Source organism: Gilvimarinus sp. 2_MG-2023, assembly GCF_030547685.1.
Lineage (GTDB): Bacteria > Pseudomonadota > Gammaproteobacteria > Pseudomonadales > Cellvibrionaceae > Gilvimarinus.
In genome coordinates this window covers 12,885-32,960 of sequence record NZ_JAUOQM010000025.1, presented here as the reverse complement: position 1 = coordinate 32,960, position 20,076 = coordinate 12,885, and the positions used below count along the sequence as shown (strand labels likewise).

At 55.1% G+C, this 20,076-nt stretch carries 24 protein-coding genes; 13 read left to right on the top strand and 11 right to left on the bottom strand.

The annotated features are described in order from the left end of the window. Nucleotides 1-110 precede the first annotated feature (110 nt). Both Q4526_RS05940 and trmH read right to left on the bottom strand, forming a co-directional pair. A complete protein-coding gene (locus tag Q4526_RS05940; RefSeq protein ID WP_215976004.1) occupies nt 111-443 on the bottom strand; it encodes a hypothetical protein in 333 nt (110 codons plus the stop codon). A 106-nt stretch (nt 444-549) separates the two neighbouring features. Next, on the bottom strand, nt 550-1,242 hold the full coding sequence (gene trmH, locus Q4526_RS05935; protein WP_215976003.1) for a tRNA (guanosine(18)-2'-O)-methyltransferase TrmH: 693 nt from the start codon (nt 1,240-1,242) through the stop codon (nt 550-552). 83 nt (nt 1,243-1,325) lie between these two features. On the opposite strand from trmH, the gene Q4526_RS05930 reads away from it, so the two are divergent. Together Q4526_RS05930 and Q4526_RS05925 are read left to right on the top strand one after the other, a co-directional pair. Next, on the top strand, nt 1,326-1,532 hold the full coding sequence (locus tag Q4526_RS05930; RefSeq protein ID WP_215976002.1) for a peptidase S14: 207 nt from the start codon (nt 1,326-1,328) through the stop codon (nt 1,530-1,532). Then, entirely contained in the window at nt 1,529-2,323 is a 795-nt protein-coding gene (locus Q4526_RS05925; RefSeq protein WP_303609552.1) for a sulfite exporter TauE/SafE family protein, read from the top strand. The genes Q4526_RS05930 and Q4526_RS05925 overlap by 4 nt, the downstream gene beginning before the upstream one ends. On the opposite strand, the gene hemH is transcribed toward Q4526_RS05925, so the two are convergent. Beyond that, the gene (gene hemH / locus Q4526_RS05920) at nt 2,324-3,334 is read right to left on the bottom strand and encodes a ferrochelatase (RefSeq protein WP_215976001.1); all 1,011 of its coding nucleotides are present in this window, start codon (nt 3,332-3,334) and stop codon (nt 2,324-2,326) included. It abuts the gene before it with no gap. Nucleotides 3,335-3,715: 381 nt separating this feature from the next. Between hemH and Q4526_RS05915 the strand changes: the two genes are divergently transcribed. Further along, nucleotides 3,716-4,084, top strand: a complete 369-nt coding sequence (locus tag Q4526_RS05915) for a thiol-disulfide oxidoreductase DCC family protein (RefSeq protein ID WP_215976000.1) — start codon at nt 3,716-3,718, stop codon at nt 4,082-4,084. 3 nt (nt 4,085-4,087) lie between these two features. Here Q4526_RS05915 and Q4526_RS05910 read toward each other — a convergent pair whose 3' ends face one another. After that, entirely contained in the window at nt 4,088-5,218 is a 1,131-nt protein-coding gene (locus Q4526_RS05910) for a PQQ-dependent sugar dehydrogenase (protein ID WP_215975999.1), read from the bottom strand. Between the two features lie 273 nt (nt 5,219-5,491). On the opposite strand from Q4526_RS05910, the gene pip reads away from it, so the two are divergent. The 5 genes from pip to Q4526_RS05885 all read left to right on the top strand — a co-directional run bounded on the left by pip (nt 5,492) and on the right by Q4526_RS05885 (nt 8,431). Next, nucleotides 5,492-6,463, top strand: coding sequence for a prolyl aminopeptidase (gene pip, locus Q4526_RS05905; protein ID WP_215975998.1), 972 nt, complete (start codon nt 5,492-5,494; stop codon nt 6,461-6,463). Then, nucleotides 6,463-6,900 carry a D-aminoacyl-tRNA deacylase gene (gene dtd, locus Q4526_RS05900; RefSeq protein ID WP_215975997.1) on the top strand — a complete coding sequence of 146 codons (438 nt, stop codon included), beginning with the start codon at nt 6,463-6,465 and terminating at the stop codon, nt 6,898-6,900. Before pip ends, dtd begins: the two co-directional genes overlap by 1 nt. A 61-nt stretch (nt 6,901-6,961) precedes the next feature. After that, entirely contained in the window at nt 6,962-7,834 is an 873-nt protein-coding gene (locus Q4526_RS05895; RefSeq protein WP_215975996.1) for a TraB/GumN family protein, read from the top strand. Between the two features lie 24 nt (nt 7,835-7,858). Then, nucleotides 7,859-8,038 (top strand): hypothetical protein, encoded by a 180-nt coding sequence (locus Q4526_RS05890; protein WP_215975995.1) that lies wholly within the window; start codon nt 7,859-7,861, stop codon nt 8,036-8,038. 33 nt (nt 8,039-8,071) lie between these two features. After that, on the top strand, nt 8,072-8,431 hold the full coding sequence (locus Q4526_RS05885) for a glutaredoxin family protein (RefSeq protein WP_215975994.1): 360 nt from the start codon (nt 8,072-8,074) through the stop codon (nt 8,429-8,431). A gap of 46 nt (nt 8,432-8,477) precedes the next feature. Here the strand turns inward: Q4526_RS05885 and Q4526_RS05880 are convergent, their stop codons facing one another. The 6 genes from Q4526_RS05880 to Q4526_RS05855 all read right to left on the bottom strand — a co-directional run bounded on the left by Q4526_RS05880 (nt 8,478) and on the right by Q4526_RS05855 (nt 14,198). After that, nucleotides 8,478-8,861 carry a hypothetical protein gene (locus tag Q4526_RS05880; protein ID WP_215975993.1) on the bottom strand — a complete coding sequence of 128 codons (384 nt, stop codon included), beginning with the start codon at nt 8,859-8,861 and terminating at the stop codon, nt 8,478-8,480. Next, the gene (locus Q4526_RS05875) at nt 8,858-10,525 is read right to left on the bottom strand and encodes a S41 family peptidase (protein ID WP_215975992.1); all 1,668 of its coding nucleotides are present in this window, start codon (nt 10,523-10,525) and stop codon (nt 8,858-8,860) included. The genes Q4526_RS05880 and Q4526_RS05875 overlap by 4 nt, the downstream gene beginning before the upstream one ends. 107 nt (nt 10,526-10,632) lie before the next feature. After that, on the bottom strand, nt 10,633-12,291 hold the full coding sequence (gene ubiB, locus Q4526_RS05870; protein WP_215975991.1) for a ubiquinone biosynthesis regulatory protein kinase UbiB: 1,659 nt from the start codon (nt 12,289-12,291) through the stop codon (nt 10,633-10,635). A 3-nt stretch (nt 12,292-12,294) separates the two neighbouring features. After that, nucleotides 12,295-12,921 (bottom strand): SCP2 domain-containing protein, encoded by a 627-nt coding sequence (locus Q4526_RS05865; protein WP_215975990.1) that lies wholly within the window; start codon nt 12,919-12,921, stop codon nt 12,295-12,297. Then, the gene (ubiE, locus tag Q4526_RS05860; RefSeq protein ID WP_215975989.1) at nt 12,921-13,670 is read right to left on the bottom strand and encodes a bifunctional demethylmenaquinone methyltransferase/2-methoxy-6-polyprenyl-1,4-benzoquinol methylase UbiE; all 750 of its coding nucleotides are present in this window, start codon (nt 13,668-13,670) and stop codon (nt 12,921-12,923) included. The genes Q4526_RS05865 and ubiE overlap by 1 nt, the downstream gene beginning before the upstream one ends. Before the next feature lie 60 nt (nt 13,671-13,730). Continuing rightward, nucleotides 13,731-14,198: an RDD family protein gene (locus Q4526_RS05855; RefSeq protein WP_215975988.1), complete on the bottom strand. Its 468-nt coding sequence runs from the start codon at nt 14,196-14,198 to the stop codon at nt 13,731-13,733. A gap of 171 nt (nt 14,199-14,369) precedes the next feature. Here Q4526_RS05855 and Q4526_RS05850 point away from each other — a divergent pair, with 171 nt between their 5' ends. Beyond that, nucleotides 14,370-14,780: a YeeE/YedE family protein gene (locus Q4526_RS05850; RefSeq protein WP_215975987.1), complete on the top strand. Its 411-nt coding sequence runs from the start codon at nt 14,370-14,372 to the stop codon at nt 14,778-14,780. A gap of 9 nt (nt 14,781-14,789) precedes the next feature. Continuing rightward, on the top strand, nt 14,790-15,206 hold the full coding sequence (locus Q4526_RS05845) for a DUF6691 family protein (RefSeq protein WP_215975986.1): 417 nt from the start codon (nt 14,790-14,792) through the stop codon (nt 15,204-15,206). Here Q4526_RS05845 and Q4526_RS05840 read toward each other — a convergent pair. Next, nucleotides 15,203-16,513, bottom strand: a complete 1,311-nt coding sequence (locus Q4526_RS05840) for a sigma-54-dependent Fis family transcriptional regulator (RefSeq protein ID WP_215975985.1) — start codon at nt 16,511-16,513, stop codon at nt 15,203-15,205. The genes Q4526_RS05845 and Q4526_RS05840 overlap by 4 nt on opposite strands. Before the next feature lie 191 nt (nt 16,514-16,704). On the opposite strand from Q4526_RS05840, the gene Q4526_RS05835 reads away from it, so the two are divergent. Genes Q4526_RS05835 through Q4526_RS05825 form a run of 3 tightly spaced genes read left to right on the top strand, consistent with a single transcriptional unit; the run spans nt 16,705 to nt 19,854 of the window. Next, complete coding sequence (locus tag Q4526_RS05835; protein WP_215975984.1) at nt 16,705-17,607, top strand: MBL fold metallo-hydrolase; 903 nt, start codon at nt 16,705-16,707, stop codon at nt 17,605-17,607. Between the two features lie 31 nt (nt 17,608-17,638). Continuing rightward, entirely contained in the window at nt 17,639-18,118 is a 480-nt protein-coding gene (locus Q4526_RS05830; protein ID WP_215975983.1) for a TIGR01244 family sulfur transferase, read from the top strand. Beyond that, complete coding sequence (locus Q4526_RS05825) at nt 18,118-19,854, top strand: SulP family inorganic anion transporter (protein WP_215975982.1); 1,737 nt, start codon at nt 18,118-18,120, stop codon at nt 19,852-19,854. The genes Q4526_RS05830 and Q4526_RS05825 overlap by 1 nt, the downstream gene beginning before the upstream one ends. The last annotated feature ends 222 nt before the right edge of the window (nt 19,855-20,076 follow it).

Here is a 20,076-nt window from a genome sequence, read left to right as displayed (position 1 = left end):
ATAGGGTGTGAGGCCCAGCCGCTTGGCGGTGAGAACCGATCTGTAACGCCTGCATAAAGGATGGGCGGGGCCGACGGGTGAGCATCGGCCCAGTCTGGGGGTATCGCTTGCTAAAAACCAACGTGCACCACGGTGACGGGGATCGGTTCATTTGTTCGATTGTTTCTGTGAGAGGCCGGCGGGCGGTGACGGATGGCTTCTAGCTCAGGGTCGTAGCCGACTTGCAGGCGGTTGCCGAGTTTTTGTCGGGTTTCATCGCTGATTTGTTCGCCGGTTGACTCGGTTATAGCCGCAGGTGGTGTGGGGCCGGGTGCGCGTGGGGCCGAAACCACCACTTCTTCGATAATGCGCTCGTTATCGCTTTGCGCCAGCGCTGAATGAAAGCCAGCCGCAAGCGCTAATGTGCAGAGCGCAGTTAGGGTTTTCCGTGATTTAAGTGCCATGATGTGCCTCCTGCCGCAGGGACTTTCTTTGAGTTTAGTCCATGGCGCGGGTGCGGTAGCGGTGGGTGGCTAATATATCGCCTAGTTCTCACTTTTCGCCCCGTTTTTACTTTTCGTGTGAATCGAAGGGGCGGCGGTAGCGCTCATCTTTGGGGGGGATGATATCGCCGTCTTCATCAATAGCGGGGTAGTGTAATTTGTGCGCCTTGCAGTATCTGACCATTTTGGGGTGCATCCACTCAAACAGTGTGGTGTGGTAGTGCTCGTCTTCGTTGACTTCGCGCTCATACAGGCCGGCTTTTTGCCGCTGTTGCATCGCCTCTTGCAAAATAATGGCGGCGGCGACACTGACGTTGTAGCTCTCTACCAAACCGATAATGGGAATGGTCACATGGGCGTCGGCCTCGCGCGAGGCGTAATCACTCAAGCCATGCTTCTCTGCGCCCATCACCAGGGCAAAGGGGCGGGTGTAGTCCGCTTCGCGGTAGTCGATGGCGCGGTCGGACCAGTGGGCGGCGTAGAGTGCCATGCCTTGACCCTTTAGGTGAGCCATACCCTGCTCAATATTCTCGTGTACGACCTGTTCGGTAAAGCGGCCAATACCGCCTGCTGTGTTGTGATACACCAAATGGCCGCGTTCGGGTTTGACCATATGGAGGGTGCCGATGCCCGCCGCCTCAGCGGTGCGCAAAATGGCGGAGATGTTCTGTGCCTTGTGGACTTTATCGGTCAGCACGGTCATATCGGGCTGGCGCTGTCTCAGTACTTGTTTAAATTTCTCGAAGCGTTCGCGACTCATGATTCTTCTATGGTGGTCAGGGGAGCGGGTGGCCATTATAGTGGATGGGTGAATCGAGAGCATCCATCGTCTGGAGGTTTGATATGAAAGCATCTGAATTTTTGAAAAAGTACGAACAACAGCAATCGCAAAAAGAAGACGAAGAACACTCACTGCAGCATCAGGCCCGCGAGCGGGCGGCCCACTTGGAAGAGGGATTGAATGTGGGCAGTCCCTACGACTGGGAAGACCTCGAAAAGTACAAAAAAGAGTTAGCCCGTATGGATCGCGAGGGGCCGGGAAAAAAGTGATCGTTTGGCTGTTAAGTTACCTGCTGCTGGGTGCCGCTACCGGCTATATGGCCGGGTTATTGGGCATTGGCGGGGGCGGAATTATGGTGCCGGTGCTGGTGATGTTGTTTTCCTGGCAAGGGGTTGCGCCGGAGCATATGGTGCACTTTGCACTGGGTACTTCAATGGCGGCGATTGTGCCCACGGCTATTTCTTCGGCCCTGGCACACCACCGGCGCGGCTCGGTCTACTGGCGGGCAGTCTTATGGATGGCCCCCGGCGTGTTGTTCGGCGCGTTTCTGACTACTTTTGTCGCCACTTATATTCCCGCCAAACCGCTGGCGGTATTTTTTGCTCTGTTTATGACCGGTATTGCCGGTTACATGATTTGGGGCCGCCCCCCCAGGCCCGATCGAGCCTTACCGCACGCGCCCGGGTTAGCAGCCGCAGGGGCGGGGATTGGCGGAGTTTCGTCGCTGGTGGCGATTGGTGGTGGCTCGCTGTCGGTGCCTTTTTTGGTGTGGTGTAACCAAACGCCGCAGCGGGCCATAGGCACATCGGCCGCTCTCGGTATTCCCATTGCGACGGCCGGGGCCCTGGGTTATATGGTCAACGGCTGGCAGGCGGCCTCGGCGTTGCCGACGGTTGGCTACGTGGTGTGGCCCGCAGTGTTGGCTATGGCCAGTATGAGTTTTATGACCGCGCCGCTGGGGGCTCGCTTGGCGCACCGTTTACCGGTGCGGCGGCTCAAGCAGATTTTTGCGTTGGTGATGGTCGCGCTGGCGGCCAAAATGCTGCATGGCGTTTGGTAGTTACAAGCGCTGTTCAATCACCTCCACCAGTGCGCGAATATGGTCGTCGCGATCATTCAGTGCCGCAATATAGTGGTACTGCTCGCCGCCCGCCTCAATAAATGTTTCGCGGTTTTCCTCTTCTAGCTCTTCGAGCGTTTCCAGGCAGTCGGCGCTGAACGCCGGGCTGAGAATGGCAATATTTTTTACGCCCTTTTGTGGCAGCTCAGTCAAGGTTTGGTCCGTGTAGGGCTTAAGCCATTCGGCTTTGCCGAAGCGCGATTGAAAGGTAGTGAGGCAGTCATCCGGGTTGAGCCCGGCGCGAGCAGCGGCCTGACGCGTGGTTTTTACGCAAAAACAGTAGTAGGGATCGCCTTTTTCTAAGCTGAACTTGGGGGTGCCGTGATAGGAGAATACCCACTTTTGCGGTGTGCCGTGCTGCGCTTGATGTTCGCGCAAAGTGGCGGCCAGTGCCTCTAGGTAGGTGTCGTTTTCGGCATAGCCGCTAATAAAACTCAACTCTGGCACCCAGCGCCAGCGGGTAAGTTCGCGCGCCAGTGCATCGAAGGTGGAGCCTACGGTCGCGGCGGCGTACTGCGGGTAGAGCGGTAAGACAATAATTTTGCGTACGCCGTTTTGTTGCAGCTGCTGCAGGGCCGAGGCGATTGATGGATTGCCGTAGCGCATGCCGAGGGCGACCTGGGCTCTACCGGCCAGAGATTCGGCAATTTTGCGCTGTTGTTTTTGCGCGATGGCGAGCAGTGGCGAGCCTTCGTCTGTCCAAATGCTGGCATAGAGCGCAGCCGATTTTTTCGGCCGCACACGCAAAATAATGCCGTGCAGAATAATCTTCCACAGAGTTTGGGGGATCTCCACAATGCGCGGGTCCGATAAAAACTCCGCTAAATAGCGCCGCAGTGCGGGCGCGTCGGGCGCATCGGGGGTGCCCAGGTTGGTGAGCAGCACACCGACTTTGGGAGATTGTTTAACCGTATCATGAGCGTTGTCGGTGAGGGCAGAGTACTTGGCCATAGAGGGACTGTTTCCGTGTGTAATTGTCGCCAGAACCTGTTCACATTAATGGAATCCACCTGCTGGAAGCCAGTTTTGCTTTCAACTAGGCGCGGTTAGTGCTGTTTGGTTATTCCAATTAAACGAGTGGCAACAACGCTGGTGGCAAAACTGATTCCAGCCTTTCGGGGGGCTAAAAATCCACCGCTGTGCGTTACTCGTTTTTCATTTGGGGTAACCAAATCTCTCACCTGGCGCCTTGGTTGGCGAATTTTTAATCGCGACAGGTTGTATTCATTCGTGTGAGCAGGCCCTAGTGTAACAAGTTCGGGGCTGTGGTGATCGCCCTGTAGTGGTACGTCGTAATGCATAAAACGATCAGTCCGGGGGATGTTGGGTTTTATGAAGCCACAATTGTATTTTGACGGTAAGTGCCCTCTGTGTCGGCGCGAAGTTCGCTGGTTAAAGGCACTGGCGGGCGACAGGCTCGAGTTTGTCGATGTTCACCGTGCGCTTGTGTCAGAAACGGAGCGCACGGCGATGCTGCAGTGGCTGCACCTAAAGCAACCAGATGGAACTTGGTTAACGGGGCTGGAGGCCAATGTCGGCGCCTGGCAATACACGGCATTGGGCTTCTTGTGGGCGCCCTTGCGCTGGCCGGTTATACGGCCGCTGGCAAGGCGGGCTTACAATCATTGGGCGTGGCGGCGCAGCCAACGCTGCGACTGGGTTCCGGCTATACCGCCTCGTCCAAAACGAGGCGGTGAGTGATCGTTAATCTGCCGGGGCAATGCGTATAATTTTCCCACCGCGCTGGTCGGTCAGCAGATAGAGGTAGCCGTCGGGGCCCTGAGTGACGTGTCGAATGCGCTCTTCCAAATCATCGGCCAGCATACGCTCTTCGTAGATAACGCGTTCATTTTCCACATCGAGCCGCGACAATGTCTCGGCGCGCAAGCTGGCGACAAATAGATCGCCCTGCCAAGCGGGGAATTTATCCCCGGTGTAGAAGGTCATACCCGCGGTGGCCAGAGACGGTAACCAGTAATATACCGGTGTTTCCATTCCCTCTTTCTTAAAACCTTCACCGATTTTGCCGCCACCGTAGTTTTCACCGTAGGTAACCACCGGCCAGCCGTAGTTGAGGCCTGCGCGATCGATATTGACCTCGTCACCGCCTTGGGCGCCGTGTTCACCGCTCCAAAGCTCACCGGTATCCGGGTGCAAGGCCGCGCCTTGCATATTGCGGTGGCCGTAAGACCAAATCTCGGGCAGGGCCTCTTCGGTGTCCACAAAGGGGTTGTCGGCCGGTACGCTGCCGTCGGTGTTAATACGGATTACCTTGCCGTGGTGGTTATCCAGCGTTTGGGCGTCATCCATGCGTGAATAGCGATCGCCCAAGGTTAAAAACACGGTGCCATCGCCTTTGAACACAATGCGCGAGCCAAAGTGGGAGTTACTTTTAAATTTGGGCTTTTGGCTGAAAATCACTTCAAGGTTCTGCAGGGCGTTGTCTTGGAGTTGGGCGCGGGCGAGAGCGGTACTGCTGGTGCCATTGGGGCCGGGTTCGGCATAACTAAAATAGATATAACCGGTGTCGTTGTAGTTGGGGTCGGTGGCGATGTCGAGCAAGCCACCCTGCCCCTTAACGACGATTTCCGGCAGGCCTGTCAGAGGCTCGCTCAGTGTGCCGTCCGTGTTCACGCGGCGAATATTGCCAACTCTTTCGGTCACCAGCATGGAGCCGTCGGGTAAGAATGCCAGCCCCCACGGATTGGTTAGATCGTCGGTGAGGATTTCGAGTTTAAAATCCTCCCGGTCACTTTCAATGGTCTTGGCGACAATAGCGGGTGAAAAAGCCAGCGAGGCCGCGAAGGCTGCGGCGCAGAGAGTGCGAAAACCCATGGGATACTCCTGTAAATAAGGATGGTATGGCAAGAGTAGCAAGAGCAGCCTAAGCGAGCAACGCAGCGCTGGCCGTTTTGTTGCTGTGCCTGCCTGCCCGGTGCTTGTTTGGCCCACTGGGCTTGCTAAGGAGATTTGGCAATGAGCTTAGCCTGTCTCGGGCCATGCTGCCGGTGCCGCTAAAGGTCGTAAAAACCGCTACAAAACGGTCGTACCGCTTGGGCATGTATGCTAACTTGGGATCTTCAAAAGTAGAGGTTAGGTTAAGCCCACATGTTGATGTTTTATCCTGAAATCAAACCCTATGCGCGTCACCAAATTGCGGTTGATGCACCCCATGAACTCTATGTGGATGAATCCGGTAATCCCGATGGAATTCCGGTGTTATTTGTTCACGGTGGCCCGGGGGCGGGTTGCGGCAAGTATGACAGGCGCTTTTTTGACCCCGAACTCTATCGCATCATCTTGTTTGATCAGCGCGGTTGCGGCCGATCAACGCCGCACGCCGAGCTGGGCGGCAACAATACCCAAGCGCTGGTTGCGGATATTGAAAAAATTCGTCTTCAGCTGGGGGTGGATAAGTGGGTCGTGTTCGGTGGTTCTTGGGGGTCAACGTTAAGTCTTGTGTATGCCGAAGCCTATCCCGAGCATGTGCTTGGCTTAATTTTGCGGGGCATATTTTTGTGTCGCGATCAGGATCTGCACTGGTTTTATCAGCATGGTGCCAGTTCGATTTTTCCCGATTACTGGCAAGATTTCCTGGCCCCCATTCCCGAAGGCGAGCGCGGCGATTTAATGAGCGCCTATTACCAGCGTTTGACCAGCGATAACGAGTTGCAAATGATGTCGGCGGCTAAGGCTTGGTCACTGTGGGAGGGCCGTTGCGCTACCTTGCGTCCCAACCAAGACGTGGTGGATGCTTTTTCCAACCCTTTTAAAGCTTTGGCTCTGGCGAAAATCGAAGCCCATTACTTTACCCATAAAGCATTTTTACAAGACAACCAGATTCTGGCTAACGCCGATAAGTTATCGGGTATTCCCGGCATGATTGTGCACGGCCGCTACGATATGGTTTGCCCGCTGGATAATGCTTTTGCCTTGCAGAAAGCCTGGCCCGAGGCCGAGTTACAAATTATTCGCGACGCCGGTCACGCCTCACGTGAGGCGGGCATTGTCGATGCTCTCATTCGCGCCACCGATGCCATGGCGCGCAAGCTGCGCAATGATACCGACCAGATGGCGTAATGAAAGGTCTGATTCAACGCGTACAGCGTGCGGCTGTTGAGGTCGATGGCAAGTGTATTGGTTCTATCGATCAGGGCTTATTGCTGCTGCTGGGGGTGGAGCGTGAAGACAGTGAAATTAACGCTGATAAGCTGCTGAAAAAAATGCTGGCCTATCGGGTTTTCTCCGATGCCGAGGGCAAGATGAACTTGAACGTCGGGCAGGTCTGCGGCGGCGTGCTAGCGGTTTCGCAATTCACCTTGGCCGCCGATACTCGCAAAGGTTTGCGGCCCGGCTTTTCCAGCGCTGCCAGTCCCGATCTAGCCCTTGAGCTATATCAGTATTTTGTCGCGCAGTTGCGCGCCGTTCACCCTATCGTAGCCACGGGCGAATTTGCCGCCGACATGCAGGTATCCTTAGTCAATGACGGGCCGGTCACTTTTTTGCTGCAAGGTTAATATTCATAATAAAAGCCTGAGAGTTTTGCAAATAATACGAACTATGAGTAAGGGATCTACGATGAAAACCTTGAAAAAAATCGTGTCGAACACATTGATGCTGGCTGCTCTTGCCGTGGCGCCACTGAGTTTGGCCGACGCCCTAGTTTGGCAGGCAAGCTTGGGTGATAAAACGGTGTATTTAGCCGGCACCATTCATATGCTCAAACCCAGTGATTACCCTTTACCCGAAGAGTATGAGCAAGTCTTTGCCAAGGCCGATACGATTGTGCTGGAAACAGATATGCAGGCCACTCAATCGCCTGAGTTTGCCATGCTAATGTCGCAAAAAATGCGCCTGCCCGCCGGACAGTCACTGTCTACTGTGCTCAATGAAGAGGTCTACGCTCAGGTGCAGGCTGCCGCCGAAAAACGCGGTCTACCGCTGCAGGCGCTCGCTAACTATCAACCAGCTTTTGTGGCATTAACGCTCTATGTTATGGAATTGCAGACACTAGGGTTTGCCGAAGGTGTTGATGCAAAATACGCAAACAAAGCGAGCGAGGCGGGCAAAGTGTTGGCCGCGTTAGAGACGCCCGAGCAGCAGCTGGGCTTTATGTTGGCCATGGCCGAGCTCGATGCCAATGATTTTATGCGTTATTCCTTAGCCGATATCACAACCCTGCCCGAGCTGATGGGGCAGATGGTCAGCGCCTTTAAAACGGGTGACGCCGAGATGCTGTATCGATTGGGGGCAGAGCCGATGATTGATTATTCTCGCGCACTCTACGATACGCTTCTGACCGAGCGTAACCAAAGCTGGGTGGCCGACATTGAGGGGTATTTAACAACCCCGGAAACCGAGTTAGTGATGGTTGGGGCTCTGCATTTGGCCGGCCCGGACGGTTTGCCGGCGCTACTGGCCCAAAAAGGGATTACTGTTAAACGGTTTTAAACACGCATTTGTTAAGGATGATTGATGTCCGTACGTATTATACTCGCCACTTTTATAATTATGTTGGCGATTATCAGGCTGTGCGGTCCACAATTTGTGCAACAATTTTCCAGTGATGAATTATCGCCCACCGAAGCGTTCGACCCATTGCGGGATTTGGTCGATCTTATTAAAGAGGTCACCCGCAAGTTAGGTGGCGGTTAAACGCGGCGCACGTAAAGTTTAGGAGTGTGATGTATGAAAGGTGGATTGTGGTTTGCAGTGGCGCTTGCGGTGCTGTTAGGTGTTAAATTTCTGGGTGGAGACCCGTCAGCTAATGCTGCTCCCGAGCAGGTAAATCAATACCCTAATGAGGTGGTGCTATACGCAACCTCATGGTGTGGTTACTGCAAGAAAACTCGAAAGCTGTTGCGCGATAACAATATTCAATTCACTGAGTATGATGTGGAAAATTCGGCGCGAGGTTCGCGTGAATTTAATGCGCTAGAGGGCAAAGGTATTCCACTGATGGTGATCGACGGTGAGGTTATTCGCGGCTATAAGCCCGACCTTATTTTGCAAAGTGCTCTGGCGGTGCAAAAGCAGCGCGACCTTTAAGTCTTAGTGCTAGCTTTCACTGAATCGGAGGCAGCCTTACGCCAGTCTACTTGGGTGCGCAGCGAGCATTAGCGAGTACCCATTCCCGCCCGCTTTTTTCATGTCTTAACCAGCACTGTTGTTTTTTCTTCCACAGCGTAAAGTGATCGGGCCGGCCCAGCTTGAACGCTTTGTTTTGCTCGCTGGTTCGTGGGCTTGGCGGGGCCTCAACAATCAACCGGCTCGTTTCGGTCAGCGCGCGGGGGGACAAAACCACAGGCGTGCCCAGGGCAGAGGATACGCGCTCTTGCAAGGCTTGCTGAACAGATTGCTCCGGCGATACCAGCCGGGCCGGTTGTGGCCCACCTGGTAAGTGTTGGCAGCCTGTGAGCAGCCAGACGGCGATCAGGCACAGCCCTTTGGGCGCCGTGCTAGTGGCCGCTATTTTCAAGGCTCAGTGCGTAAAATCGCATCACCCATGCCCGGCGGGTGGAACATAATGCCGTCGTTGGGTGTGTTTAGATGTGTTTTGGCAGAGACCGATGTTTTGGCGGCGGTATCGGCCGGGCAGCTGCCATGATCGCGATAATAAAGTGCCGCGGCTAACCGGGCTTCATTGCTATCGCCCAGTGCGTGGGTGTAATCATCATTCACCATACAGCCGGGCAGTTCAGAGGCGTCGGCACTATCGGCGGCGCCTGGGAAAAAGCCTGCGGCATAGTCGCCAAAACCTTTGGCGTTAGTACCACTAAACTGAGTAGTAAAGTAAGACTTGCCGCAGTTGTCGATGACATAGGCCCCGTAAGGCTTGCCGCAAGTGGCGTTACCGATTTGTATAACCTCTACATCCGCCCCGGCCAAACCGTTGATTACAGCCTCAGATGCCGAGCAAGTGCCGCTACCGGTAAGCACATAAACACGATTTAAGTTCAGTGTTGGCAGAGGTTGTCCTTCAGGTTCAGAGAAATTTTGCGTGGTTGAATGAAATTTAATAGGCGCCAGGCTCTCGCCACTAAAGGGGTCTGTCTCCGGATGCTTGTCATTGAACCGCAAAAAGTAGAAGTCTTTATCAGCAACATTGGTGCCGCCCACCATATAACCCAATTCGCTGGCAATATCGAGAAATCCGCCACCGTTATAGCGCAAGTCTAAAACCAAGTCGCTAACGCCGGTATTGGCAAAGCTTTCAATTGCGTTTATGAGTTCGGTCTCGGCGGTGGCAATATGACTGTTAAACAGCATATAGCCCACATCCCCGGTAGCGGTGTTAATAATGTTGGTTTTGTTGACAGAAGCAATGGCCGCTTCTGTGGCGGTGAGCACGACATCACGGGTTTCAGTGCTGCCCAACTCCTGGAAAGTAAAGGTGTGACTTTGGTTGGCCACGGTAGGAATTAGCGCCATATTGAGAAGGTTGATGCCCTCGGCGCTGTCATCGTTAATTAAGTCAATGCCGTCAATACTGACAATGCTGGCGCCGCGGCTTACCCCCGCCAGGCCGGCCGAAGAGCTGGGTTCGGTGTAAACCACTACGACTTCGCGCGGCGGCACACTGGACAGAATCACCCACTCCATACCGTAATCGACGGCGATACCGGAGTCCTGTCGGGCGCGGTAGGTATCGGTATTTTCCGACCAGTGGAATTGATCTTTCAAGGCACCCGATGGCGTGCGCTCTTGCGTCACCAACAAGTCAAAATACGTTGGGGTATCGAACAGAATCGGGTTGCGATCATCAATCTCATCGTACCAGAGATAGTATTCGTTACTGAACGAACGCAGGAAGACATTCTCATCGATATAGCTGCCGGCCATGTCTGGGTAGGCCTGGCCGTTGTAGGGCGCAATGCCTTGGCGTGGGTTTTCACACAGTGACCAATAGTCTTCCAAATTGGGAAAAACACCTTCTTCCCAGACGAATGTGTCACCGGTGTTGGCGCTGCTACTACTGATTGAGCTTGCCGCGCTGCTGACCGAGCTGGATGAACTGACAGTGCCGATCACATCGTTAAGGGAGCCGCTGTCGCCACCGCCACAGGCTGTTAGGGTGAGCGCTGCAAAAACGCCCCATGAGGTTAAGTGCCTTAGGGCCAGTGTTGGGGCTGATTTCAGCATAGCGCGCTATTCTCCTTGCCGCAGAAACTGTATGAGTTGGGGGTACTTCTAACATTATCAGATGTCGATGCATTGAACACCTGATAATGATGGAAATATCGGCCGTTTTAGCGTCTGAAAACCAAGAGTAGGACTCCGGTCGTGGCCAGTAGCCAGCTCGCCGTGGGGACGAGCGTAAGATTTACCGGGTCGGCTTGGGCGGTAATATGGGGCCAGTATGGCAGCAAGCAGAGCGCTGCGCCGCTAAACGCGGCGATACTGGCCAGTGTGAGGCGGCGCCTGACACTGGCCCGACGGGCCTGCCTAGCCTGCAATTCACGCTGATCGGCAAGCTCCAGGCGCAATTCATCCAGGTGCTGCACTTGTTGCAGGGCGTTAAACACCAAGTGCGGTACTTCGGGGAATTTTTCCATCCACTCCGGCCCGTAGCGCTTAAAGTCGGCCCAAAGGGTTTTGGGGTGAAAACGCTGTTTGAGCCAGCGCTCCAGGAAGGGGTGGGCGGTTTCCCACAAATTGAGGTCGGGATAGAGCTGGCGCCCCAAGCCTTCGATGTTGAGCAGGGTTTTTTGCAACAACACTAACTGCGGCTGCACTTCCATATTAAAGCGGCGCGCGGTGCGAAACAGGTTGAGCAGTACGTGGCCGAATGAAATCTCTTTTAAGGGGCGTTCGAAAATGGGCTCGCACACCGTGCGCACGGCAGCGGCCAGCTCTTCGGTGCGGGTGTCTTCGGGTACCCAGCCGCTTTGAATGTGCAGTTCTGCCACTTGGCGGTAGTCGCGGCGGAACATGGCCAGCATATTGCGCGCTAGGTAGTATTGGTCGGCGCGGTTGAGTGAGCCGACAATGGCCATATCCACGGCGATGTATTTGGGTTGAGCGGGGTGCTCACGGGCGACAAAAATATTGCCCGGGTGCATGTCGGCGTGAAAAAAGTTGTGGTCGAATACCTGGGTGAAAAAAATCTCTACCCCGCGTTCGGCCAGTTTTTTCATGTCGGTGTCTTGTTCGCGCAACTGATCTAAATTGGTCACCGGAATACCGGAGATGCGCTCCAGCACCAGGACATTGTTGCGTGTGTAATCCCACATGACCTCGGGAATGTAGAGCAGCGGCGAGTGCAGAAAGTTGCGCCGCAACTGCGAGGCGTTGGCCGCTTCGCGCTGTAAATCCAGCTCGTCAAAAATGGTGGTGCGGTAGTCATCGACAATTTCGACCGGGCGCAAGCGCTTGCCATCGGCGCTGTGGTTTTCTATAAGTTCGGCCAATAGGCCGAGCAGGCTGGTGTCCTGCGCGATCACCCGCTCGATACCCGGGCGCACCACTTTGACCACTACTTCGCGGTTGTCGTGTAAAACGGCTGCATGGACCTGCGCGACTGAGGCCGAGGCCAGTGGCTCGCGATCAAACTGTTGAAATATCGTATGGACGTTATCGCCCAGTGACTTCTCTACCAGTGCTAAAAACTCTTCTTTGGCAAAGGGCGGCACCCGATCCTGCAGTGCGCTTAGTTCGCGTACGATGTCTTCGGGGACTAAGTCGGGGCGGGTGGAAAGCAGTTGACCAAATTTAATAAAAATGGGGCCCAGGGCTTCCATTGCCAGGCGCAGGCGTTGGCCGCGGCTGTAATCACCACGGGGGATGATACTGAGCGGTAGCAATAATAAACGCAGCCACCAGGGCAAGCTCTGACGTGGCAGTAATAGATCCAGACGGAAACGCGCTAGGGTGGCAATGATTTTTATCAGGCGAAAAAAGCGGCTCATGACTCAGGGCTGTTCCTTAGGGTGAGCAAGACTTAGTTGGTCTACGCGCGCTTGCAAGCGATCGAGCGCCAAACGGGTTTGGTTAACATCATCGGCAAACAGGTCAAACTCGGTGCGGCTGAGCCCAGCGCCACTTTCCTCGCGTACATATTCGGCGCCTAAATGGGCGGCGCTCTGGGCGCGATCGCGACTCCACTGCATGGCCTGGCGAAAGCGCTGGGCGATAAAGTGCGCGGGCAGGGTGCCAATAGTGTCGGCCAGCCACATCTCCCAGTCTACGTCTAAGGTTTGGAAAATAGCCTGTAAATCGGCCAGCAGCTGTGGGCTACCCTCTAGGCTAACGCCGGTGCCATACAGGCTGTGGGCATCGCTGGCGGCCGCGACTTTTAATAAGTCATTGGCGCTGCCGTGCAGTGCGCAGCTGACCGGGCCGTCGTAAAACTGGGCCAGTTTGAGCGTTTCGCCCGGCAGAATAAAAAGAGTGAGCGCAGGCGCTGTACAGTGAATGGCCAAACACTGGCCCTGCATAGCGGCTAAGCGCTGTCGGCTGGCCGGGTCGTAGGCGAGCGCTTTGTGCGTGATGGCCTCAAAGGCTACCGCCAGAGCGGCGATCGCGGTGCGGTCGAGCATCAGGGCTTAATCCCGGTGTGCAGCGCGACGATACCGCCGGTCATATTGTGATATTCGGTCAGAGCAAAACCGGCGTTATCCATCATGCCTTGTAAGGTGGCTTGATCCGGATGCATGCGAATCGACTCGGCCAGATAGCGGTAGCTATCGGCATCGCCGGTAACCCATTTGCCCATGTTGGGCAAAAGCTTAAACGAGTAGGTGTCGTAGGCTTTTTGCAGTAGCGGGTTGCCGGGCTTGGAGAATTCCAGCACCAATAATTTACCACCGGGTTTGAGCACGCGCAGCATGGAGGCTAGCGCCAAGTCTTTATCGGTAACGTTGCGCAAACCAAAGGCGATGGTAATGCGGTCGAAGGTGTTGTCGGCAAATGGCAAGAATTGCGCATCGGCCTGGGTTACTTCGAGGTTGCCGGCCACGCCTTTGTCGAGCAGTTTGTCGCGTCCCACCTTGAGCATGGAATCGTTAATATCGGCCAGAATGACCAGCCCGTCTTTACCCACCTGACGGGCAAACTGGTAGGACAAATCCCCCGTGCCCCCGGCGATATCGAGCACCTTGTGGCCGGGGCGTACCGCGGCTTTTTCAATGGTTAAGCGTTTCCACAGGCGGTGTACGCCACCCGACATTAAGTCGTTCATCAGGTCGTATTTGCCCGCGACCGAGTGAAAAACCCCGGCTACTCGCTCGGCTTTTTGGTCGATGTCGACGGTTTCAAACCCAAAGTGGGTGGTTTTCTTTTCGCTCATAACTCGCCTGTGTTGGGCTTCTTTGTGGGGAGGCTATTGTACATTGACTGCGCCCGAGCGTCAGTTTTCTCTGGACGGTGTTTGTGAGGCGGCTTGAATCACCAACGTGCGCGCCAGCTTGTCGTGCCAGCCCTGCTTTTTTGAATCAAAAGCGATCCAGATAAAGCCGAGGCCCAGCGGTATGAGGGATACATAGTAGCCCAGGTAGCGCACCGCCAGTTGCCAGCGCTGGGGTGGCTGCAGGCTTGCTGCATCGACAATGACCGCGCCCAACAGCATTTTACCCGGCGTTGCGGATTTCACCAGCCAAAACAACAGCGTAAACGCGGCCGGTACGCCATAGTTGAGCCAGGGGTTTTCGGCGCTCGCCATCAGCATATTGAGCCAGCTGCCCGAGTGTTGATACAGGCCAATAGCAAGGGCGATAAGCAAAGGGGTAATGACTAGCGAGTCAATGATAGAGGCGAGCAGGCGCAGGCCAAAGCCTGTGTAGGTCGGAGTTGCGGCGGCTGGAGTCGGGTCGGTCATAGATATCTCGTTTGTCAGTTTTGTCAGTCGGTCTGTCGCGCTTGTGTCGCTATTGGCCAAGATCGGCAGTATAGCGCCCCGCCAGCCCTGTCGTTATGGGGGTTGACGCATTGGCCCTAAAGTTGCTCTACCCTTAGGGATGGGTGTTACACGATTTACTAGGAAAACATTATGACGCAATTTATCCCCGCTTTGCTTGGCGGTTTGTTAATTGGCGCTTCGGCGGTGGGCCTACTTTACTGGTTGGGCCGTATTGCCGGGGTCAGCGGTATTTTATGGGGTGCGCTTAGCAGCGCGCGCGATACGCTTTGGCGCTGGCTGTTTGTCGCCGGTTTGTTGATGGGTGCCTGGCTGGGGCATCGTTTGACCGGCGTCGCTTACCCGTCACCGAGTGAGTTGCCGCTATGGCAGGCCATTTTGGGTGGGCTGGTGGTCGGTGTGGGCGTAAAGCTTGGCAGCGGCTGCACCAGTGGGCACGGAGTCTGTGGCATTGGCCGCTTGTCGCCGCGCTCTATTGTCGCCACCGCAGTGTTTATGGCCACCGGTATTGTCGCGGTCTATTTGATTCGCCACGTCTGGTAAGGAGCGATTATGAAAAATGTATTGGCGTTGTTGTGTGGTTCGCTGTTTGGTGCCGGGCTGGCTATCTCTGGTATGACCGATACGGCTAAAGTGCTGGGCTTTTTGGATTTGTTTGGCGCCTGGGACCCGACTTTAATGTTTGTGATGGGAGGCGCTGTAGCCGCCACTGTGGTGGGTTTTCCCCTTGTGCTCAAATGTCGCAGCCCGGTGTGTGAAGACCGCTTTATGCTGCCGAGTAATCGCCAGATTGACGGCAAGCTGTTGGCCGGGGCCGCTCTGTTTGGTGTGGGCTGGGGCATTTATGGCTATTGCCCCGGGCCTGCGCTTTCGGCACTGGTGTATCTGGACGTCCAGACCTTCGCGTTTGTGGCGGCCATGCTGGTGGGAATGGCCTCAGTGGCGCTAGTGCAGAGACTTGCGCGCTAGCGCTCTTTAAGTTTGCGGTAGAGTGTGCGCACGCTGATACCCGCCGCTTGGGCGGCGGCTTTTTTGTCGCCGCCGTGTTCTTGCAGTAATTGTTCTAAGTGCCGCGCCTGCAGGGATTTAAAGCCTTGCTGCGCAGTTGGATCAGACTGCTGGTGGTGGCGCTCGCAGGCGCGGTCGGCCGCGACCGATCGCTCCAGCGTTGCGATGCTGATGGTGCGGTCGGTTTCCAGCAAGCTGGCCCTTTCCAGTACGTTGCGCAATTCGCGAATATTGCCGGCAAAGGGATGATCCTGCAGCCATGCCTCCGCCTTGGCGTTAAGGGTTAGCTGGGGGTGCAGTTTGTGCAACAGGGCGCGGGCAATCAGCGGAATGTCCTCGCGCCTGTCGCGCAGCGCCGGCAGGCAAATCGGAAAGACATTGATGCGAAAGTACAGGTCTTGGCGAAACTGGCCTTCGGCCACCAGTGTTTTTAAATTTTTGTGGGTGGCACACACCAGACGAAAATTAGCCGCCTGGGGTTGCACGCTGCCAATGGGGCGATAGGTGCCGGACTCTATCAGACGCAGCAATTTCACTTGTAGGTGCAGCGGAATATCGCCCACCTCATCCAAAAACAAGGTGCCACCTTGGGCCGCCTCTACAAGCCCCTGCTTGCGATAGCTGGCACCGGTAAAGGCGCCTTTAAGGTGGCCAAATAATTCACTTTCAAACAAGGTGTCGGTCAGCCCGGAGCACTCAACAGTGACAAAGGGTTTGTCGTGCCGGTTGCTGGCGTCGTGTACGGCGCGCGCCGCCAGCTCCTTGCCCGTGCCGGACTCACCCAGTAGCAATACGGACGCATCGCTGGGGCCGACACGGTTAATTAAGTCCACTACATTGTTAAAGGCGGCGCTCGTACCCACCATTTTGCTTGTGGTGGTGTCGACGCTGGCGGTGGAGATCGGCTTTAACAGCTCGATAAAGTATTTGAGCTGGCCGTTATCACCCTTGATGGGAATCATCTGGACATCGACATGTTCGCGCCCGCGCGGAGTATTGTGAATGTGCAGCACTCGCTCCTTGCGCCCAGATTCCTTGCAGGCAGTCAGCGGGCAGGATTCGCCCGCCTGGTCGCAGGGGCGATCATAGCCGTGGGATACTTGATAGCAGTGTGGTGTACGATCTGGGTCTATCGCGCCGAAGGTGGAGGTGTATAAATCATTGGCGGCCAGTACCCGATACTCTCCGCTCATTAAAATAGCAGGGCAGTCGTAGCCCTCCAGCATACGGGCTATATCCTGAGTGGTGTCGCGAGCGATTATCTGCATTGTGTCAAACCTGACTGAATTTATGTCAATTATGGCAGAAGGCGGTGGGTTTTTCCTGCAGCTAAAAGCGAGAATAGTTAAAGTCTATAAAAATCAAAGAGTTGCTGTTTCATTTGCGAGCCTGAATCTTGGCCTGAGGGTTGCAATATAGTTGTAGTAACGACACTAAACAGAATCAACAGGAGGCAAACATGGAAAAAGTCACCCTGCCCTTTGCGGCTAATAGGCAAGTTCATCCGGTGGTGATCGCCTTTTTTGATGAGCCCACCAATACATTTTCTTATATCGTTAAAGATCCGGATTCGGATTACTGCGCAGTGGTGGACTCGGTGATGGATATCGACTACGCCTCGGGCCGGACCAATTTCGATGGCGCGGATAAGATTATCGATTATATTCGCGATAACGGTTGGACATTGGAGTGGATTATCGAAACGCATGTTCACGCCGATCACCTATCGGCGGCCCCTTATATTCAGGGCGAGCTGGGAGGCAAGCTTGGCATCGGTAATCAAATCACGGTGGTGCAGGAAACCTTTGGCAAGATCTTTAACGAGGGCACCGAATTCGCCCGCGACGGCTCGCAGTTCGATCGCCTGTTTGCCGATGGCGATGCCTACACGATTGGCGGCATGACTGCCTACGCGATGCATACGCCTGGCCATACTCCTGCGTGCATGACCCATGTGATTGGTGATGCCGCCTTTGTCGGAGATACGTTATTTATGCCCGACGGCGGCACAGCGCGAGCCGATTTCCCCGGTGGCGATGCCAAAACACTCTATCGCTCCATTGCTCGGGTCCTGTCATTGCCCGATGATACGCGGCTGTTTATGTGTCACGACTATATGCCCAACGGCCGCTCGGTGGCTTGGGAGACCACAGTGGGAGAGCAGCGTGCGTACAATATCCATGTTAAAGAGGGTATTAGTGAGCACCAGTTTGTCGCCATGCGTGAAGAGCGCGATGCAACCTTGGGTATGCCCAAACTGATTTTGCCCAGTTTGCAGGTCAATATGCGGGCCGGTCACTTACCACCGGCGGAAGACAGCGGCCAGGTGTTTTTAAAAGTGCCACTTAACACGCTGTCGTAAATCGATCGATAATCATAAAAGGCGTCATCATATGAGCTATCAATTTCTGAGTTCGGACTTCGCTGTCAGTGGTCAAATTGACAGCAATACCCTAGCCGCTTTGGTTGGGCAGGGCTTCAGCGATGTTATTTGCAATCGGCCGGACGGTGAGTCTGACGAGCAGCCAAGTGCGGAACAAATAGCGGCGAGTGCAGCGGATTGTGGCCTGACTGTGCACTATGTACCCGTAACCCCCGGACAATTTAAAGCCGAGGATGCTATTAGTGTTGGCCGTATCATTGCCAGTGCAAAGGGCAAGGTGCTGGGTTATTGTCGCACCGGTAATCGCAGTAGCCATTTATGGGCAATCGACCAGTTGTTGCGAGGTGTTAATCAGTGCGAGCTGGAAGAACTGGGGCAGAGGGCAGGGTTTGACTTAAGCCAGGTGCTGACCTTGTTTAATCGGGATGACATTACAGGGTGTGAAGCGGCAGAAGTGTCTGCCTCTAAAACACCGGGCCGGCAATCGTAATGGGGGGCTTGTTGCAAACCATTGGGCATTATTTGCCGATTCTGGATTGGTCGCGCACCTACACCAAAGCGACGCTGATGGATGACATGCTGGCGGCCAGTATTGTCACCGTTATGTTGATCCCGCAGTCGTTAGCCTATGCGCTGCTAGCGGGTTTGCCGCCGGAGGTGGGGTTGTACGCCTCGTTATTGCCACTGCTTTGCTACGGTTTGTTGGGCACCAGTCGCACCATGGCTGTGGGCCCCGTAGCGGTCGTGTCACTGATGACGGCAGCCGCAGTGGGTGGTTTGGGCTTGGCTAGCCTTGAGCAAAAGCTTGCCGCGGCCGCTGTCTTGGCTCTGGCCAGCGGTGGCTTCTTATTGTTATTGGGCTTGCTTAAGTTGGGCTTTTTAGCCAATTTTTTATCTCACCCTGTGATTGCCGGCTTTATAACGGCCTCGGGAATACTGATTGCTTTGAGCCAGGTGAAGCATTTGCTTGGGGCAAGTGTCGCCGGTGACACCTTACCGGAGTTGCTGGAGGGGCTATGGCTGGCCCGAAATCAAATCAATTTGGCGACGTTGTTGCTGGGAAGCGCAACCTTATTGTTTTTATTTTGGGTGCGCGCAGCGCTCGCCCCACTGCTGCAAAAGTGGGGTTTGAGCGCGCGCAGTGCTGCCATACTGGCCAAGACCGGCCCAGTGGTTGCGGTGGTCGCCGGGGTGGTGTGTGCCCGATGGTTTGACTTGGCTTCCCAGGGGGTGGCTCTGGTGGGTGAGGTGCCCGCGCGCTTACCTGCTCTGAGTTGGCCGCAACTGGATTGGGCACTGTGGCAGCAGTTAGCTGTGCCCGCCATCTTGATTGCGGTAATCGGTTTTGTTGAGTCGGTTTCTGTCGCACAAACACTGGCGGCCAAGCGGCGCCAGCGCATCGATCCCGACCAGGAATTAATGGCGTTGGGGGCGGCTAATATCTCCGCCGGCCTCAGTCAGGGCTTTCCGGTTACCGGTGGCTTTTCCCGTTCCGTGGTCAATTTTGACGCCGGCGCACAAACCCCGGCGGCGGGTATTTTTACCGCACTAGGGATGGCGTTGGCGGTGCTGTTTTTAACCCCCGCGTTGTACTTTTTACCTAAAGCCACGCTGGCGGCCACCATTGTGGTGGCGGTTTTATCACTGGTGGATTTGTCGATTTTAGGCCGTGCCTGGCGTTTTTCGCGGGCCGACTTTCTCGCGGTCGCCTCGACCATTGTGATCACTTTGTTGGCCGGCGTGGAGTGGGGGGTAAGTGTCGGTGTGCTGAGTTCCATAGGCGTCTACTTAATAAAAGCCTCGCGTCCCCATTTGGCGGTGGTAGGTCAGGTGCCGGGCACCGAGCATTATCGCAATGTCGAGCGCCATCAGGTGATTACTCAGCCGCATGTGTTGTCCATTCGGGTCGATGAGAGTTTGTTTTTTGCCAACGCTCGCTTTTTGGAAGAGCAGATTTATCGCAAGGTGGCGGACAACCAGCAGATTCGCCACGTTATCTTGCAGTGCAACGCTGTGAATGCGGTGGACTTAAGCGCGCTGGAGTCGCTGGAGGCGATAAACCAGCGGCTGGCGGACGGCGGCATTAAGCTGCATTTGTCTGAGGTTAAGGGGCCGGTGATGGATCGATTGCAGCGCAGTCACTTTTTAACGGCTTTAACTGGCAATGTTTATTTGTCACATCACCAAGCGGTAGCGGCGCTGGATGAGGAGGACTTTGTTATTTAAGCATTGAACTCTGAGTGGGCGGTCTGATCCAACAATCATACGGCGCTGGGCGAGGACAGAGGCCGGGTGTTATCATGCAACCCTGTTTGGCGTTGATCCTACCTGTGTTGTGCAACGTATTATCGGCTGGGCGAGGTGTTATCGTCGTGTTTTCCCGGGCAGTCGTGAGTGTGTGGATTTCGCCTGCAATGCGCAACTCTTGCAAGTGCCTCTCGCCATTTA